Origin of the sequence: Shewanella sp. NKUCC05_KAH, from assembly GCF_019345585.1 — a bacterium.
Classification (GTDB): domain Bacteria; phylum Pseudomonadota; class Gammaproteobacteria; order Enterobacterales; family Shewanellaceae; genus Shewanella; species Shewanella oncorhynchi.
In genome coordinates this window covers 245,574-262,615 of the sequence record NZ_JAHKQZ010000003.1, presented here as the reverse complement: position 1 = coordinate 262,615, position 17,042 = coordinate 245,574, and the positions used below count along the sequence as shown (strand labels likewise).

Sequence of the window (17,042 nt, the reverse complement as noted above, 5' to 3'; positions counted from 1 at the left end):
GCTAGTTCGCCTCAGCCAATCCGGTTAACGCAGGCCCTATCACTAGGCAACCCAAGGGTGGCACAGTGATCAGCGCGCTCTGCGCCATTCCTTGCCACGACAGCGGCTCAGCAACCACAGTGCCCGCATTACCTTGATTACTGCCACCATAAATCTGGCTATCGCTATTAAGATATTCGCGGTAATCCCCCGCCAAAGGCAAACCAATACGGAACCCAGTGTGCAATTGAGGCGTCATGTTGATGACAAACACTAACGGCGCATCACCTGCTAAACCGTAACGCACAAAGGTAAAGATGCTGTCGCGGCTATTCTCACAATCTAGCCAACTAAATCCTGCGCCCTCGTAATCCTGAACCGATAAGGCTGGCATTTTTTGATATAAGTGATTGAGATCTTTAAGCCAACGCTGGACGCCTTGGTGCGGCTCGTAAGCCAATAAGTGCCAATCTAAACTCTGGTTATGGTTCCACTCATTTCGCTGACCAAACTCGCAGCCCATAAAGAGTAATTTCTTACCTGGATGCCCCCACATAAAACCATAATAAGCACGCAGAGTTGCAAATTTCTGCCAATCATCACCGGGAATTTTATGCAGCAACGAGCCCTTGCCGTGGACCACTTCATCGTGACTCACGGACAACATAAATTGCTCGGTATAAGCGTACATCAAACTGAAGGTCAATTGATGATGGTGGAATTGGCGGTAAAGCGGATCACGGCCTAAGTAGCTTAAGCTGTCGTTCATCCAGCCCATATTCCATTTAAAGCCAAAGCCGAGACCTTGCTGATCCGTCGGCTTAGTCACCCCCGCAAAGGCGGTGGACTCTTCGGCAATCATGCAAATGCCGGGGAAAGCTTGGTACAAGCGTTGATTCAAAATTTGTAAGAAACTGATGGCCTCGAGATTCTCCCGTCCACCATAGGCATTAGGCAGCCATTGGCCCGGCTCGCGGCTGTAATCGAGATACAACATAGAAGACACGGCATCGAGACGCAGGCCATCAAAATGAAACTCCCGCAGCCAATAACAAGCATTACTCAACAAGAAGCTGCGCACTTCACCGCGATCATAGTTATAAATTAGGGTATCCCAATCGGGATGTGTACCCTTGCGAGGATCTTCATGCTCATACAGACAAGTGCCATCGAAACGCACTAAGCCGTGGGGATCCTTAGGGAAATGCGCCGACACCCAATCGAGGATAATACCAAGCCCCGCCTGATGGCAGGCATCCACAAAGGCCTTTAACCCATTGGCATCGCCAAATCTGTGGGTCGGCGCATAGAGACCCACAGGCTGATATCCCCACGAACCATCAAAGGGAAACTCGCTGATCGGCATCAGTTCGATGTGGGTAAAGCCTTGCTCCTTCACATAGGGAATAAGCTGTTCAATCAAGTCTTGATAATCAAGATATTGCTCGCCTTGCTCTCCCTTACGACGCCACGAACCTAAGTGCACTTCGTAGGCCGACATGGGCGCTTTATGCCAAGCAGTCGCCGCTCGCTTACTCATCCAAGCGGTATCATTCCAGCTATGGTGAGCTTTTTGGGGCACGATAGAAGCATTGTGGGGCGCGCATTCCATTTGGGTTGCCATAGGATCGGATTTAGTATGGCGCTCACCATTTTGATAAACCAAATCAAACTTATAGTGTGCACCTTCAGCCACATTGGGTAAAAATAGCTCCCATAAACCATTGGCAATATGTTGGCGCATCACATGGCGAGTATCGTCCCAATGGTTAAAATCTCCCACCACTGAAACCCGCTTAGCATTGGGTGCCCACACACACAAATGCACACCTTCGACGCCTTGGGTTTGACGCCAGTTGGCCCCCAAAAATTCATAGGCGCGCTCGGCGCTGCCTTCACCAAACAGGTAAATATCGTCACTATTGAGCAGGGAATCAAACTGATAAGGGTCGACTATATCTAACTGACACAGGGGATATTCCACCCGTAGCAAGTAGAGAAACGGCTTGACGCGTCGTCCCAGAGTGCCGGCGAACAGTCCCTGCTCGTTGACTTTGTCCAGACTCGCTACTTTGCGGCCATCTTTAATGCTGATCACATCTACACTGAGGGCATTGCGTAAAAAACAACGAACAATTAATGCCTTACCCTCGTTGTCACTGTGCATACCCAAGAGCGAAAAAACATCAGTGTATTGACCATTAAGTAGGGCGACGTCGGCACCATCGTAGAAATAGGCATTGGCTTGAGTCATCATTTTTCTTCCGTTTATCAGTCAATTAAACTTGCAAATTGGCACTCTTTACCCACATCCCCCCTAATAATCTCATCTTTAGGGATGGCATAATGTGGTGCGACTTAGGCAGCCTTTCGCTGGTGCTAGATTTAGCTCGGTAGCTGTCTCGCCACAGCGATATTTTGTAATCGCTGCAGTATCTCTGGCGAAGTCGACACTTGCGTTAAATTCAGCGGCAGGCGACGCTGCCAATTTGGATATTCGAGCCAAGTACCGGGAATGTTCACCGCATGGCGATCGGCTAATAAATCGCACAGTTGCACGCTGTATAGCGCACTATTGCCGCGAGCTCCTAAGGTCATCCAAGCCGTGAGTAAGGTTTGAATATCGAGTTCGGCTATCGTCACATCGGCTAACAGACCTTGAGCGACTAACAGTGAAATGAGTTGCTGCTTTTCATGTTCACGCCCCGCGAGCGCCTCGCCTAGCTGCTCGTCAGTTTCAAACAGGGATAACTGTCGACGCAGGTGTAAATCGCTGCCACACCACCAAGCCACTAAAGTCGGCACATCGTGGTTCGCCAGCATCATTAAGCTTTGGGACTTATATTGATCCGGTGATTTAAAGCCTTGATGGTCTTTGCAGAAATAGAACAACTCGTTGGAATAAATGCCAGAAGTGTAGAGACGATGAATAATGTCAGGTGGCACCAGTCCTAAATCTTCGCCAATCACCACACAGCGAGCACGTTGGCTCTCAAGGCAAACGATGGCAAGCAAGGTTTCGACGGGATAATACACATAGGCACCGTGACCGAGTTGCTTATCCAGCGGCCACCACCAGAGTCGCAGTAAGCCCATCACATGATCGATACGCAAGGCACCACAGCTTTCCATATTGGCTCGGATCAAGGCGATAAAATGGCTGAAATTATGTTGTTTTAACTTCACCGGATCGAGTGGCGTTAAACCCCAATTTTGTCCTTGGGGTGCAAAGGGATCGGGCGGTGCACCTATGCTGGCATTCAAACAAAACTGCTCGGCATTGGCCTGCACTTCACTGCCGTGCAGCGCTGCACCAACGGCCAAATCACGGATCAATCCCAACCCCATCCCCACCTCTTTAGCTTTTAGCTGACAGAGGTGTAACTGCTTTTCAGCAACAAATTGCAGGTAAAGATAGAAACCTTCCTCTTGCACAAACGCTTTAGGACTACGTAAATATTCCGCTTGAGCAAACTCTTGTAGCCCACTGCCCTGCTCACGTACAAACTCATGGAATCTTTGCGCTCTGGGCGTGTCGTTCGCCAGATGCGTATCACAAAAAACGCGATATAACTGCTCAAAGGCACGGTATTTCAGCTCACTGACTTTTGGATAATCGAGCCAATTATCACGATTCAGTAAGGCGATAGCCTCTACCCAAGTAGCGCTTAAAAATTCAGTGGCAAGAGCTTGGTATTCAGGAACGCTTTGTAATTGAATATAAAGAGGATTAAGTCTGCGGCGATCGCACGGACTATAGGGACTCGGATGCTCTGGCGCCGCGATATCGAGGGCATGCAAGGGATTGAGTTGAATAAAATCCGCGCCCTGCGCCGCCACCAGTCCGATCAGTTGTTCTAAATCACCAAAGTCGCCAATGCCCCATTGGCTCTCACTGCGCAAACTGTAGAGTTGAACGCTGATCCCCCAAGGTTTATGGCGTTTACCTTGGGCGACAGCCGTGAGTACGCCTTGGTAGGCGGCCCGCGGCGCCACCATTAAGGTGCCAGAGAACAAAGTGCTGATATCAGCTTCTGCCGTCACACTGCTCTCTAGCGCCAAGCTTGCCGCTTGTGCACTTGTCGATAGGGCATGTTTTAAGCTTAAGGCTATGCGATGAAAGCCCAAACCTAACATAGATAAATCACTCGCATTTTTGTCGGCTGCATGCGCAAATGAGTCTTGGTTTTTTGTAAATGCAGGGTTGTTAGTGAACTCTTGGCTGCTCAGGAAATAGGACGCTAAATTCACCGCTTCAGTCTCGGCGGGCATTAAGTTGTCAGGGGAAGCTTGGGTCTTGGCCTCAGCTAAATCGAGGCGTGCGAATCCCAGTTGCGTAAGATCAAGGCGATAGTGTAGATAAAGCGTTTGTTCAATGCGGTAATCGCCAATGGACTTAAGCGCCGAGAAAGGCACATCGAATACGATGGACTCACCCTGTTCACATTCAATCGCCACACTCAGATCTGAGGTGTAGGTTTCCGGTAAACAAAGGCTTATCCAAGGTTCATCCACAAAACACCAATGGAATTCAGGTAGCACCTGAGTCCAAGGACGGGCATCCAGTAGATCAATTTGCGACGCTATCAGTGCTTCGGTCAATACCGCATCGACACAGGTCAGCCCAGCATCACTCGATAACGCTTCTGTAGCAGAAGCATCAATGGCAGTCCCTGCCACGCTGTTTTTTTCCTGTAACATACAGGTCAAGATACCTTGCCTGTCTACCTCGGAAATATGGATATTTTGGCCAAAACAATCAGTAAATTCTGCTCCAACTCCCCGCAAATACAGCAACTTTTCCAGCCCCATATTTTGTCGCCCCCGCGACCGCTCATCCATAGCTTTAGATATACAGTAACCATGCCAACGAAAAGTAACAAGAAGATGACATAAATATTTCAGAGAAATAACAAAAAACATTTTCAAAAAATCAGTAACTTACTAGAAGCACTCAGTTAAGTTGGCGCTCAGTAGCTATCAGGATATAAAGAGTGGAATGCACTAAATTGGGGCATGCGTTCAGCAAGAGGGCAAGCATGGCTCCTAAAGCATGCAATAAGTGAAGAGCAAAGGGATAGAAATAACATGACAAGCGTAAGTCATTTTTATGTCATTGTGTTCAGACTAATACTAACAAATACGTCAAGTTACATATTAACCACAGATATCAGTGCAACACTTTGTATCAATTGTGTTTTATAACTTGAACAGCCTATCTCTCCTCTGTCAACATCTCGTCTCGCTACAGCATAGAAACATAATAACAACATTAAATTCATGGAACCTGATATGCCCTCACATATACGCCAGTGGCTCAAGCCCATGGAATGCTAAAGCAAAAACACCCCAATGATGATTGAGAATAAGGATATGAAATGAAGAAGTTATCAGGATTACTATTTGTCGGCTGCATTGCCTTGACGGGTTGTGAAGGAAGTACAGATGGTGATTTAACGCCGACGCCACCGACGCCCGATCCCACTCCGCCAGCCTTAGCTGCGGATGTGTGTTATTTAATGAAAACCACGAAAGGCGATATCACACTTGCCATTGACTTAACTAACATGCCAATCACAGGTAAAAACTTTAAGCAGTATGTTGATAAGTCATTCTATAACGGCACCTTATTCCATAGAACCGTTAATAACTTTATGATCCAAGGCGGCGGTTTTACCACTGGGCTCAAAAGCAAACCAGGCGATGCCCCCATCAAGAATGAAGCCGCTGTCGGTATTAGCAACAAACGTGGCACTATCTCCATGGCTCGCACGGATGATCCTAACTCTGCAACATCACAGTTCTTTATCAATGTGTTAGATAATCCACATTTGGATGCGTCTGCGAGTAATTATGGTTATGCCGTATTTGGCAAAGTGGTCGACGGCATGGATGTGGCGGATCAAATCAGCATAGTACCGACAAAAAACAGCGGTGGTTTTGCTAATACGCCAGTGCAAGAAATCCTGATTAACTCTGTTGCTAAAACAAGCTGCCCTGCTGCTTAAGCATCTAAAAGACGCACAGCTAAACGACATCTAACTAAAAAGCAAAAAAGCACTGAAGATTCAGTGCTTTTTCATTTTAAAATCTAATCGATTTTAACGTCTAATCAATTTAAAGCATGAGCTAAACGATTACTCATCCCCTTGGATCTTCCCCACCAAGAGCATAGGCGCCGCATCAATTTTATCGGCGTCCATCATAGTCGCTATACGCTCAACGGCTGAGAGCAATTGACTCTGCTCCCATTCTTCAAGATTCTGATAACGCTTAATAAAATGATCCTGTAGCGGTTTAGGTGAGTCCTGTAACAGCGCTCGGCCCGCATCGCTAAGGTATAAATGCACCTTACGTTTGTCAGTCTCACTGCGCAGACGGATCACTAAACCACGGCCCTCGAGTCGATCGATAATGGTCGTCACAGTTGCAGGGCTCAGCGTAATTTCTTTCGCCACGGTTTTAGCCAATGGCGCATCCAATTGGGCGATTTTCTGCATCACCATCAATTGCGGCCCAGTTAAACCTGAGTGTTTGTTCAGTTGGCGAGAATGAATGTCGATAGCGCGTATCACTCGGCGCAGCGAAATAAGCAGTTGTTCGTACTTTTCCATCGTTCTTTTCATTCTCCCCATTCTAAGCAACGAGTGCACCTTACCAGAAAGCGCGACTGAACTCACCAAGAGGAGGCACTTTTATGGTAAAAGTCCCTTAGATTACAACATGAATTGACGCGATACTGACAACACTAGACGCTCGTCACTGGTATCTAAGTTCATGCTGGTATCTTCGGCGGCAAGACTGAAATCAAAGCCACTCCAACTGGTCAGATAGGCGATACGGAAATGATTAAAGGATTTGCCACCATCCCATGACCATTTATCTTCATCGAGTGATGTCGAGCGATCGACACTAAAGCGAATATCATGTCCTTCAGCGACACTGACAGTATGGCCAAGCAACATAGTGTAATGCTCACCACCCAAACCAAAGTAATCCCATGTATAGGTCAACTTAGCCTCAGAGTGACCCAGTGAACTATCATATCCTAACTTGCTATACAGCTCAGGATAGTTGTACTCATCGGAAAACGACTCGCCGTGGTAAGTGTAATAAGCCAGTCCGACATCGAAACTCAGTTGCTCATTGAGCTGATAAAATTTACCCGCATAGGCATCGAGTTCCAACCAAGTACTGTCGTTCCCCCCAAAGTCGACGTTCGACGTAAACCCACCCACATACCATCCCGAATCAAAACCGTAATCTAGACTGCCTTGCAGTGCTGGGCCGCTATCCGTTTGGCTGACACCGTTAAAAGTGTAATCCGAAGTTGCCGTCACAGTGGCCGATAATCCGGCATTGGCCGCTGTTGACATCAATAACAACCCTCCAGCGACAAGATAAAAACATTTTGATTTCATTATTAATTTTTCCATTAGTTGGCTAGCTCAATTTTAGTAAAGTCGATTTTGTTCTCTTTTGGCGAGCGCTCAATGGCACGAACAGTTTGCAATTGCGTCATCATGATGTAACCAAAACAGCTAAAGATCAGGCCCTGTGCGATTGCACCAACCCATTGAATTTGAAGAAAGTCTAATTGAAAGAGTAATGTCAGACTGCAGAGCAAGACTAAGTTAAAACTGACATATTTAAACTTGCCTAACCGCTCAATGGTCAAATTAAGATTATCGGTATAGAGGCGCACCAATGAGTCGAGTGAATTGATTACAAAGGTAATTCCCACAATCACCATCGCCAGATTATAGAAGCCCGAGGTATCTAAGCCATTGGCGCTGTAGTAATAAAGTACAGTGAACCAAATCGCGATGGGGATAGACGGAAACACCATCATGGCCAACAGCACTTGGTAGGTTTTCATGCCGCCGACAAAGCGTGAAGTAAATTGACCGATCATAATGCTCCACGCAAACCACCAGAACAGATAAAACTCATGGTAGTCGTTGATGGGTAACACAAAATGTTGAATATTGCCGAAGTAGTCACCCAGCATGGCAAAGGTCGTAAAGAACTCGCCCACACTCGAGTCAGCCGATAAAAATGCACTGGCCCACATCATGGCAATCAAGCCTAAAAACAACCAAGTGCTAGCCAGACTCAAGATACGCACATAACGTATGCTAGTGCTGGAATACACAGCCGCGGCGATCACCATAAATACGATTAAATAGAAGCTACCGACTATAGTTTCGCCATCACCTAATTCGGGTAAATACCAAGGTAAATTGCTCAATAGCAAATAGGCGGTAAAGGCGCAGGTGCCAATAATTACGATATTATTGATGAACTTAACCCAAGGAATATCGAAGAATCTCACCCTAGGCTCGATGACACAAAAATAGAAACAGGTTAAAAAGTAGAAGCTCCAAATCAAGAAGGCCCAGAAGCCAAACTCAATCGCCAGCGGATTACTAAAGCCGTATTCAGGACTCGCCGCCACATTGGCGTAACCCGCAAACTCGGTGAGCGGAAACATGAGCAAGCCAACATCAAGGCCTGAGGTAAACAGAATCGCGATAAAGGTAAAAGTACGCACAGGCGTCACGCCGATACAACGAATATTGCCCCAACGGTAAATCACAAACGCAATCGCGGTAAAAGTGAACAGTATCCCTGCGGATAATAACCAAGTCATAATGAGCACTCAGTCCCAGTCGATACTGGGTATAAGTCGGCATCTGGATATAAACCCATAAAATGTAACTCCATGTTTTTATTTAATAATAAAAACTGAACCATTTTTAAAGGCAACGTTCTGCCCTCAAGCCTTAAATATCGCTACTTAAAAACACTCCGCGATAGTTAAACCCTGATAGATGATCAGTCGTGAAAGCGGTCATTTGCACACTCACTGCGGGCTAACCGACCCTTTAGACAAAATGAATCATGACTCTTTTGAGTCATCAATTAATGAGTCATTTCAAAATTGAAGCTGCCAGTCCATCGATAAGACGGACCGAGCAGGCACTTATGGCGTTAACTTGCGCCGTTAACTTGTCGCAGTACTTCTTTGTGTAGTTTGCCAAGCGTTGGCAACCACAACGGCACAGTCCGCTGGCGCTAACATCTCAGCCTCTAAAATCATATCCGCGGCGCGCTCAGCCAACATTATGGTCGGCGCGTTCAAATTGCCGTTCGGGATAGTAGGGAAAATAGAAGAATCCACCACCCGTAAATTCTGCAAGCCATGCACGCGGGTTTCGGGATCCACCACCGCCATCGCATCCGTGCCCATCTTGCACGAGCAAGAAGGATGATAAGCACTCTCAACCGATTGACGCACAAAGGCATCGATTTGCGCATCGGTTTGCACTTGTGTGCCGGGTTGAATTTCCTCACCACGATACTCATCGAATGGCGCTTGATTGATGATCTCACGAGTCAAACGCACGCAGGCCCTAAAGCCTTCAATATCATCGGGATGCTGTAAATAATTGAACTGAATTTTGGGCGGCGCTTTAGGATCTGCCGACACTAAGGTCACGGCACCACAACTCTTAGGCTTGTTATGGCCTACATGTACCTGAAACCCATGACCCGCAAAGGCTTCTTTGCCATCGTAACGCATAGCCGCAGGTAAAAAGTGGTACTGTAAATCTGGCCATTCCAGACCCGCTTTTGAGCGAATAAAACCACAGGACTCGAAGTGATTCGTGGCCCCTAAACCGGATCTATCTAAAATCCACCGAGCACCGATTAAGAACTTGCTGAAAGGATCTAACTTGCCATTGAGTGAAATCGGTTTAAGGCATTTGAATTGGAAATAAAACTCTAAATGATCCTGTAAATTCTGACCAACACCGGGCAACTCATGTTGTAACTCGACCCCTGCATCGGCCAATACTTGGGGATCGCCAATGCCTGATAATTGCAGTAAATGCGGCGAACCTATTGAGCCAGCAGCTAAAATCACGTCTTTGTTACAACGAATATCTTCAACTTTACCTTTGTGTTCAATGCGAACGCCAACAGCCGTTTGTCCTTCCAATAACACTTTATGCACTAAAGCGTGGGTCACAACCGTGAGGTTACGTCTGGCCATCGCTGGGCGTAAATAGGCATTGGCGGTTGACCAGCGTACGCCTTTTTTGACCGTCATGTGCATAGGGCCAAAACCTTCTTGCTGCGCCGCATTATAATCGGCGGTCGATAAATACCCCGCCGCAATGCCCGCATCCACAAAGGCTTGATATAAAGGATTCTGCATCTGATTACCGTTATTCACCCCTAACGGCCCTGACTCACCGCGATACTCATCACCACCAAAGGCCCAGGTTTCCGCCTTCTTAAAGTACGGTAAGCAGTGGCTGTAATCCCAATCGGTCGCCCCTTGCGCCTGCCACTCATCAAAGTCCCTGGCATGACCACGGACATACACCATGCCGTTGATCGAGGATGAACCGCCAAGCACCTTGCCCCGAGGGCAATGCATCTTGCGATTATCTAAATATGGCTCAGGCTCAGTTTCAAACTGCCAAGCATATTTAGGGCTGTTCATCGGAATTGATAACGCCGTCGGCATTTGAATAAAGATGCTCTTATCGCTACCACCGGTTTCTAATAACAGCACTTCGTTTTTAGGATCCTTTGACAAGCGATTGGCGAGCACACAACCCGCTGATCCTGCACCAACTATGATGTAGTTATAATATTTTTGCTCTAATGACTGAGTCAAAATGCCTCCTTAAAATGGGCTTTCTAAGGGCTGCAGACCCACATAAACGGCTTTAATTTGGGTGTAATGCTTGAGTGTCTCGCTACCGTTTTCACGGCCAATACCCGACAACTTATAGCCACCCACAGGCATTTCGGCTGGCGAGGCGCCATAAGCATTGATCCAGCAAATACCCGCCTGTAACTGATGAATTACCCTATGAGCACGGCTGATATCTTGGGTAAACACCCCAGCGGCTAAGCCCATGGCGGTATTGTTTGCCCGAGCAATCACTTCGGCTTCCTCTTTAAAGGTGAGTACCGACATCACAGGGCCAAAGATTTCCTCTTTACAGATGCGCATCTCGTCGGTGCAATGGGTGAAAATCGTCGGGGCAACAAAGTAACCATTGGGAGCATTTTCCGGCGTTAGTGCTGTGCCACCTGTGAGCAGAGTTGCGCCGTCATCGATACCTTGCTGAATATAATCGAGTACTTTTTGCTGGTGGTCTTTGGAGATCAAGGCGCCAAAGTTAGTCTCTGGCGCCATAGGATCGCCCACCACAATATTGGTTTGAGTACGCATAAGCAGTTTTTCGATAAAGCGTGCATAAACCGACTCATGGACAAACACCCGCGTCCCATTAGTACAGACTTCACCTTGGGTATAGAAGTTACCGAGCATGGCACCTGAAACGGCATTATCGATATCGGCATCGTCAAATACGATAAGCGGTGATTTACCGCCGAGTTCCATAGTGACGTCTTTTAATGAACTTGCCGCCGCGGCCATGACTTTCTTGCCAGTACCGACTTCGCCCGTGAAGGACACTTTGGCAATATCCGGATGCCCCGTTAACCAAGCGCCAACCTTGCCATCGCCCATTACGACATTAAATACGCCATCAGGTAAACCCGCCTCACTTAAGAGTTGCGCTAATTTCAGTGCGCCAAGCGGCGTTTCTTCCGAAGGTTTAAAAATCATCACATTGCCGCTAGCTAAGGCAGGTGCGGCCTTCCAACAGGCGATTTGTAATGGGTAATTCCACGCGCCAATGCCAGCACAAATGCCTAAAGGCTCACGGCGGGTGTAATAAAAATCCCCACCGACTTGCTGCTGCGCACCTTCAAGCCCAGGGGCAATATGGGCGAAAAACTCGATAACATCTGCGCCTGTGACCACATCAACCACTGAGGCTTCTTGCCAAGGTTTACCTGTATCGCACACTTCGATTGCCGCGAGTTCATCATTACGAGCCCGCAATAATGCGACCGCGTTTAACAGAATACGGCTGCGTTCGGTGGCACTCATGGTAGACCAAATAGCAAAGCCTTTTTTGGCGCTATCGATGGCCGCTTGCTGAATTTTTTCATCGGCCACTTGCACTCGATACGCCAATTGCCCCGTGGCAGGATTGACGACGTCGAAGGTTTCGCCGCTGTCGTTAGCGAGCAACTGACCCGCAATAAAGTTGTACTGAACTTCTACTGATACTGACATGTATTAACTCCATGCTGCTTTATCACGTTATGGATAAAGGTTTTACATAATTTTTCGGCCTGAACAAAATCCTGCTCAGGGGTTTCACTTAAGGCGCTGCGTAACCAGAATCCATCGATCATCGCCGCCGTTTGCTCAGCAGCCATCAGGGCAAACTCTTTGGGCAACACGTGCCGAAAGGAAAAATGTAAGTTGCTGTATAAGCGGCGACAATTGATATTCTGCAAACGGGCTAACTGGGGATCGTGGACGGCCTGTGCCCAAAAACTCAGCCAAGTGTGAGTGACATTTCGTGAGCGCTGTAACTCGGTAAAATTCGCTTCAACTATCATCATTAAGCGCTCTGTTGGCGCCAACACTTGTCCTTGGATTCGATTGAGCAACGCCTGCTTTAACTGCTCGAGCAAGTGGCGCAGCGTCGCTTGGATTAAGCCCTGCTTACCACTGAAATAATGACTGATGATCCCCGACGACATCCCCGCCAACTGACTAATGCTGTTGATGGTCGTGTGCTGCAATCCATGCAAGGCAACCGATGCTAATGTCGCATCGATAAGCTGCTGTCTGCGTATCAATTTCATTGCGGCTTTAGGCATAAATACTCAAGGAATAACCACTCTCTCAATACTCTGAACGACGTTAATTGAACGTTCAATTAACAATCATGATAATGATTAGTGATGTAACTATCAACCTAAAATAGCACAGTGACAAAGCTCACAAGTTAGTTATGTAAAAAAGAATTAATGTGTAAAAACAAGTTAAATGTATAGATTTCTTTGACTTACGGCCCTACCACAACCACTGCAGCACGCATAAATTAATATTAGATATCAAACTAATTAATTGGAGTTAATGCTACAAATGAGAGTATTCATGAGGTTTAACCTCTGTTAGATTTAACAATTGAGCCGTCAAACTCTGGATAAGAAAGTGGGATAAAAAGTAAACGAAAAATGCACAGAAATGATGCATCACCAGGGGCGCTAACAACGCTAAAAAAACCATATCGTACGCCAACACTAATACCCGTCATAAAAGTCCGAAATTTAGTTACCCAGTTCCAACTTTAGTGGGAAATTACCCTCAGATAAGCGCCGAACTCGATCAAGCTCACACTTTCACTACCTCCAAATTGGTAGCTTGATCACCAGAAAAGAACACAACTTAATCTTTATAAGCAAATAGGTGGATTTTATGGCTGCTAAATTTTTTATTCCTTCTGTCAACGTATTAGGCCAAGGCGCAGTGGATGATGCTATCGGTGACATCAAAACCTTAGGCTTTAAACACGCACTCATAGTGACAGATAAACCCTTAGTCAAGATTGGCTTAGTGGCTGAAGTGGCCGAAAAACTCGGTCAAAATGGTATTACCTCCACCATCTATGATGGTGTACAACCTAACCCAACCGTGACGAACGTCGAAGCGGGTTTAGCCCTGTTAAAAGCTAACAAGTGTGACTTTGTGATTTCACTCGGCGGCGGCTCACCCCATGATTGTGCCAAGGGTATCGCCCTTGTTGCCACCAACGGTGGCAGCATCAAAGACTACGAAGGGTTAGATCAATCCGCGAAACCACAGTTGCCGTTAGTGGCCATTAATACGACGGCAGGTACTGCCAGTGAAATGACGCGCTTCTGTATCATTACCGACGAAGCCCGCCACATTAAAATGGCGATTGTCGATAAACACACCACGCCTTTGCTGTCGGTCAACGACCCTGAGTTAATGCTGAAAAAGCCTGCGAGCCTAACTGCCGCAACAGGTATGGATGCACTGACTCACGCGGTTGAAGCCTATGTGTCTATTGCAGCGAACCCGATCACCGACGCCTGTGCGATCAAGGCTATGGAATTGATTCAAGCTAACTTAGTCAACGCAGTTGAAAACGGTCAAGACATCAACGCCCGTGAACAAATGGCCTACGCCCAGTTCTTAGCAGGTATGGCGTTTAACAATGCCAGCTTAGGTTATGTGCATGCGATGGCGCACCAATTAGGCGGTTTCTACGATCTGCCCCACGGCGTGTGTAACGCTCTGCTGCTGCCACATGTGCAGGAATACAACGCCCAGGTCGTCCCTGCTCGCTTAAAAGACATTGCCAAGGCTATGGGTGTCGATGTGTCTGCGATGACAGATGAGCAAGGTGCTAGTGCGGCGATAGCGGCAATCAAAAAACTGTCTGTTGCGGTTAAGATCCCAGAAAACCTGACCTTGTTAGGCGTGAAAGCGGAAGATATTCCAACACTTGCGGATAACGCGTTAAAAGATGCCTGTGGATTCACCAATCCAAAACAAGCGACCCATGCGGAGATCTGTCAGATCTTCACTAATGCGCTGTAATTGTGCGCTGTAATCGCCATACCTTACCAATCGCAAGTTAGCACACAACAATCGTGCGCTAACTTGCTGGATAACGACTTATTGTCCTGCTAGTGCGTAAACACGACTTCATCCTCCAATGAATTCGTTTTAGGCTCCAATAGTGCACAGATTATTGCTGCACTATTGGGGCCTTTTTTACACCTGTATCAACAAGATGGTGAGGTAAGTTACTATCTTAAAAATTGAGTAACAAAAACCAACATAAAACTCAGTGTCTATGCACCTTTGCACTGACAAAACACTCACAAATCTGCATATTCAAGAAGAAAGGATCTGAACCTCAAATATTCATAGCAAAATGATATAAAAAACGTGATCTCTGTGGGTTACAGACTGTTACAGATCCGATAAGATGGCCCCAGTTCGCTTTTTCCCTGCAAAAGATGAAGCCAGCTGAGAGGCCCGTTCTAACGAATGGGCCTCTGTCCATTCTACCTTCTGCGTTTCCTCTGCGACAACTTATGCTGCCACTTACTCATATAGCTCCCATCAAAGTTTAATTAACCTATTTACTCCGCTGTTCGCTCTTTTTATCAATAAGACTTACTGACGACCAAGTTGTTGCTTTATTAATCAGTAATTCAGCAAAAGCGAAACTTCACCCAAAACTGAGATCTAGCACAAAGTTATTGGCATAAAACTCATGCTAAATAGAGACATGACAGATTAAGTAAATGGTTAATTTTCATGCAGTAACTATCCTTCTCCGTCAAAAAACATCAAGGCTATATAGACTTAATTAATGATTGACCGAATTCAAAAACGATGCCTATGATGGCAACAATATCCTCGAACAGGTAGGTACGCTATGACTGCAATCACCCATGTATATAACTACACAGTTAGATGTCCACATTACAAAGATCCTGAACATCCCGTTACTTGGTTAAATCATATTGAAATGAACCAGTCCTGTGAGATCGCGTTAAATCGCATCACTAAATGGCACGAGCTTTCTGGGGAAAAAACCTTCGAAACAAATAAGTTTGTGGTTCGTAAAGCCGAAAATGAAGATGCTTACTTCTCAATGCAGAGTGACAGACTCAAAAATGACGGCCATGCCTTAGTCACCTTTAAAATCTTTTTAGACGATTGCTGTGACGATGCGGCGCCAGAAGAAATTATGCAGCACCTGATTGAAGACTATCAACAACGCTTAGCCAAACTCGAATAATCTTTGCAGTATTATTTAGCGACCTTAGACGCCAGTGCGCAAAACGCCACTGGCGTTTTTATTTGTCGAGTTCGATAACTCAACCCGCGACGTCATTTAATGCTCTTAGTTTCACTCACTCGGTTGATACTCGCCCAGAAGCATTGCAACAGCGGCTCAGCAGATAATGTCACCATAGCGTGATTCAGCTCAAGATCTGTTATATTGTCCCGAATGTCATTTAGCACAGTAAAAATGGCAAGGCCCAGTAAATTGAGTTACGAACTTAAATTGAGGATTGGCATCACAATGAATAAAGCGACGCTCATTATTATTCCTTTATTACTCGCTACATCCGCCTGTGCGGATTTAAAGGACGCAGGCCGTGCCATCGGCACAACGACTAAAGAAGTCACCACTGAGATAGGCCACGCGACTCGAGACACGACAAAAGCCATAGGTCATGCTTCACGGGATGCGGTCAAATCGGTAAAAGAGGATTTAACCAAAGACTAATGACAGTGACGCCTAGGCGTCACTGCTCATTTTAAGCATCTTATACATTTAAGCATCACGCATTTTAAGCGCCACGCCCCTTAAGCCGCATTCGCCCGAATACCATGGGGCACAGGCAATCCTTGGGCATTCACATGCACAAACACCATCTTATCTATACTCACCACTGGCGCCTGCGTCATCTTATTACGTACTTGGCAGCTTACGGTAATAGAACTGTGGCCGAGACTCACGAGCTCCAGACCAAACTCAATCACATCCCCTTGATGCGCTGGCGTCATAAAGTTGATTTCAGAAATCAGCTTAGTCACATGGCTCGTGCTCTTCATCTGACAGGCAGCAAAGATGGCGGCCTCCTCGTCTATCCAACTGAGCAACTGACCGCCAAACAGTGTATTTGCTGGATTTAAATGTTCAGGTTTAACTAAACGGCGACTGTAATATTTCATGGCGATGACCTCAATGTGAATGCCAATAATCAGCTTTAATACGCTATAACTTTCCACATTATTCAGAGCATTTTTCAGGCCACTATTGATCGCCATTAAATAACAATGAGATAGCAATAAGCTGCTGTAAAATAATCCGATTATTGCACCAAGTCGTATCAGAGTTGCACCATATTAATCAGCGTAATAGTGAACCAATAAGCAAAAAAATAGCGACTCATAGAGTCGCCAAGCTAAGGCAAGCAAAAACTTACTGGGTAGGAAGTTAAGCCACAAAATTTGACTTAAAAACCCGCACAGCACATGTAGGCGAACTGCACGGGGGACAACAGCTGCAGAGCAGCTAAACACAGGCTTACGGGTAACACTCTTTCATACTCGACTC

Annotated in this window: 13 protein-coding genes; 4 read left to right on the top strand and 9 right to left on the bottom strand. The window is 46.4% G+C overall.

Annotation, left to right across the window (positions count from 1 at the left end):
• Position 1: 1 nt before the first annotated feature.
• Together glgB and malQ are read right to left on the bottom strand one after the other, a co-directional pair.
• Positions 2-2,236, bottom strand: a complete 2,235-nt coding sequence (glgB, locus tag KO533_RS04825; protein ID WP_219253080.1) for a 1,4-alpha-glucan branching protein GlgB — start codon at positions 2,234-2,236, stop codon at positions 2-4.
• 128 nt (positions 2,237-2,364) lie between these two features.
• The gene (gene malQ, locus KO533_RS04820) at positions 2,365-4,791 is read right to left on the bottom strand and encodes a 4-alpha-glucanotransferase (RefSeq protein WP_219253078.1); all 2,427 of its coding nucleotides are present in this window, start codon (positions 4,789-4,791) and stop codon (positions 2,365-2,367) included.
• A 566-nt stretch (positions 4,792-5,357) separates the two neighbouring features.
• On the opposite strand from malQ, the gene KO533_RS04815 reads away from it, so the two are divergent.
• Positions 5,358-5,987: a peptidylprolyl isomerase gene (locus tag KO533_RS04815; RefSeq protein ID WP_173497052.1), complete on the top strand. Its 630-nt coding sequence runs from the start codon at positions 5,358-5,360 to the stop codon at positions 5,985-5,987.
• A gap of 129 nt (positions 5,988-6,116) precedes the next feature.
• Here the strand turns inward: KO533_RS04815 and KO533_RS04810 are convergent, their stop codons facing one another.
• From KO533_RS04810 to betI, 6 genes are all read right to left on the bottom strand, one after another.
• Positions 6,117-6,593 (bottom strand): MarR family transcriptional regulator, encoded by a 477-nt coding sequence (locus tag KO533_RS04810; RefSeq protein ID WP_011846259.1) that lies wholly within the window; start codon positions 6,591-6,593, stop codon positions 6,117-6,119.
• A 102-nt stretch (positions 6,594-6,695) separates the two neighbouring features.
• Entirely contained in the window at positions 6,696-7,400 is a 705-nt protein-coding gene (locus KO533_RS04805) for a TorF family putative porin (RefSeq protein ID WP_173246025.1), read from the bottom strand.
• A 14-nt stretch (positions 7,401-7,414) separates the two neighbouring features.
• Entirely contained in the window at positions 7,415-8,632 is a 1,218-nt protein-coding gene (locus tag KO533_RS04800; protein WP_219253077.1) for a BCCT family transporter, read from the bottom strand.
• 354 nt (positions 8,633-8,986) lie between these two features.
• Positions 8,987-10,672, bottom strand: coding sequence for a choline dehydrogenase (betA, locus tag KO533_RS04795; protein WP_219253075.1), 1,686 nt, complete (start codon positions 10,670-10,672; stop codon positions 8,987-8,989).
• A 9-nt stretch (positions 10,673-10,681) separates the two neighbouring features.
• Positions 10,682-12,151, bottom strand: a complete 1,470-nt coding sequence (betB, locus tag KO533_RS04790; protein WP_219253073.1) for a betaine-aldehyde dehydrogenase — start codon at positions 12,149-12,151, stop codon at positions 10,682-10,684.
• Entirely contained in the window at positions 12,136-12,747 is a 612-nt protein-coding gene (gene betI / locus KO533_RS04785) for a transcriptional regulator BetI (RefSeq protein WP_219253071.1), read from the bottom strand. Before betI ends, betB begins: the two co-directional genes overlap by 16 nt.
• A 601-nt stretch (positions 12,748-13,348) precedes the next feature.
• Between betI and yiaY the strand changes: the two genes are divergently transcribed.
• From yiaY to KO533_RS04770, 3 genes are all read left to right on the top strand, one after another.
• Positions 13,349-14,497, top strand: a complete 1,149-nt coding sequence (gene yiaY / locus KO533_RS04780; protein WP_219253069.1) for an L-threonine dehydrogenase — start codon at positions 13,349-13,351, stop codon at positions 14,495-14,497.
• A gap of 850 nt (positions 14,498-15,347) precedes the next feature.
• Positions 15,348-15,713, top strand: coding sequence for a hypothetical protein (locus KO533_RS04775; protein ID WP_028760718.1), 366 nt, complete (start codon positions 15,348-15,350; stop codon positions 15,711-15,713).
• Positions 15,714-16,001: 288 nt separating this feature from the next.
• The gene (locus tag KO533_RS04770; RefSeq protein ID WP_028760719.1) at positions 16,002-16,208 is read left to right on the top strand and encodes a hypothetical protein; all 207 of its coding nucleotides are present in this window, start codon (positions 16,002-16,004) and stop codon (positions 16,206-16,208) included.
• An 80-nt stretch (positions 16,209-16,288) separates the two neighbouring features.
• On the opposite strand, the gene KO533_RS04765 is transcribed toward KO533_RS04770, so the two are convergent.
• Positions 16,289-16,657 carry a hotdog domain-containing protein gene (locus tag KO533_RS04765; RefSeq protein WP_006080843.1) on the bottom strand — a complete coding sequence of 123 codons (369 nt, stop codon included), beginning with the start codon at positions 16,655-16,657 and terminating at the stop codon, positions 16,289-16,291.
• Positions 16,658-17,042 lie beyond the last annotated feature (385 nt).

Bases quoted from the DNA above. Each gene is read 5' to 3' on its own strand.
- glgB (WP_219253080.1), bottom strand. From the start codon at position 2,236: ATGATGACTCAAGCCAATGCCTATTTCTACGATGGTGCCGACGTCGCC.
- malQ (WP_219253078.1), bottom strand. From the start codon at position 4,791: ATGGGGCTGGAAAAGTTGCTGTATTTGCGGGGAGTTGGAGCAGAATTT.
- KO533_RS04815 (WP_173497052.1), top strand. From the start codon at position 5,358: ATGAAGAAGTTATCAGGATTACTATTTGTCGGCTGCATTGCCTTGACG.
- KO533_RS04810 (WP_011846259.1), bottom strand. From the start codon at position 6,593: ATGGAAAAGTACGAACAACTGCTTATTTCGCTGCGCCGAGTGATACGC.
- KO533_RS04805 (WP_173246025.1), bottom strand. From the start codon at position 7,400: ATGAAATCAAAATGTTTTTATCTTGTCGCTGGAGGGTTGTTATTGATG.
- KO533_RS04800 (WP_219253077.1), bottom strand. From the start codon at position 8,632: ATGACTTGGTTATTATCCGCAGGGATACTGTTCACTTTTACCGCGATT.
- betB (WP_219253073.1), bottom strand. From the start codon at position 12,151: ATGTCAGTATCAGTAGAAGTTCAGTACAACTTTATTGCGGGTCAGTTG.
- betI (WP_219253071.1), bottom strand. From the start codon at position 12,747: ATGCCTAAAGCCGCAATGAAATTGATACGCAGACAGCAGCTTATCGAT.
- yiaY (WP_219253069.1), top strand. From the start codon at position 13,349: ATGGCTGCTAAATTTTTTATTCCTTCTGTCAACGTATTAGGCCAAGGC.
- KO533_RS04775 (WP_028760718.1), top strand. From the start codon at position 15,348: ATGACTGCAATCACCCATGTATATAACTACACAGTTAGATGTCCACAT.
- KO533_RS04770 (WP_028760719.1), top strand. From the start codon at position 16,002: ATGAATAAAGCGACGCTCATTATTATTCCTTTATTACTCGCTACATCC.
- KO533_RS04765 (WP_006080843.1), bottom strand. From the start codon at position 16,657: ATGAAATATTACAGTCGCCGTTTAGTTAAACCTGAACATTTAAATCCA.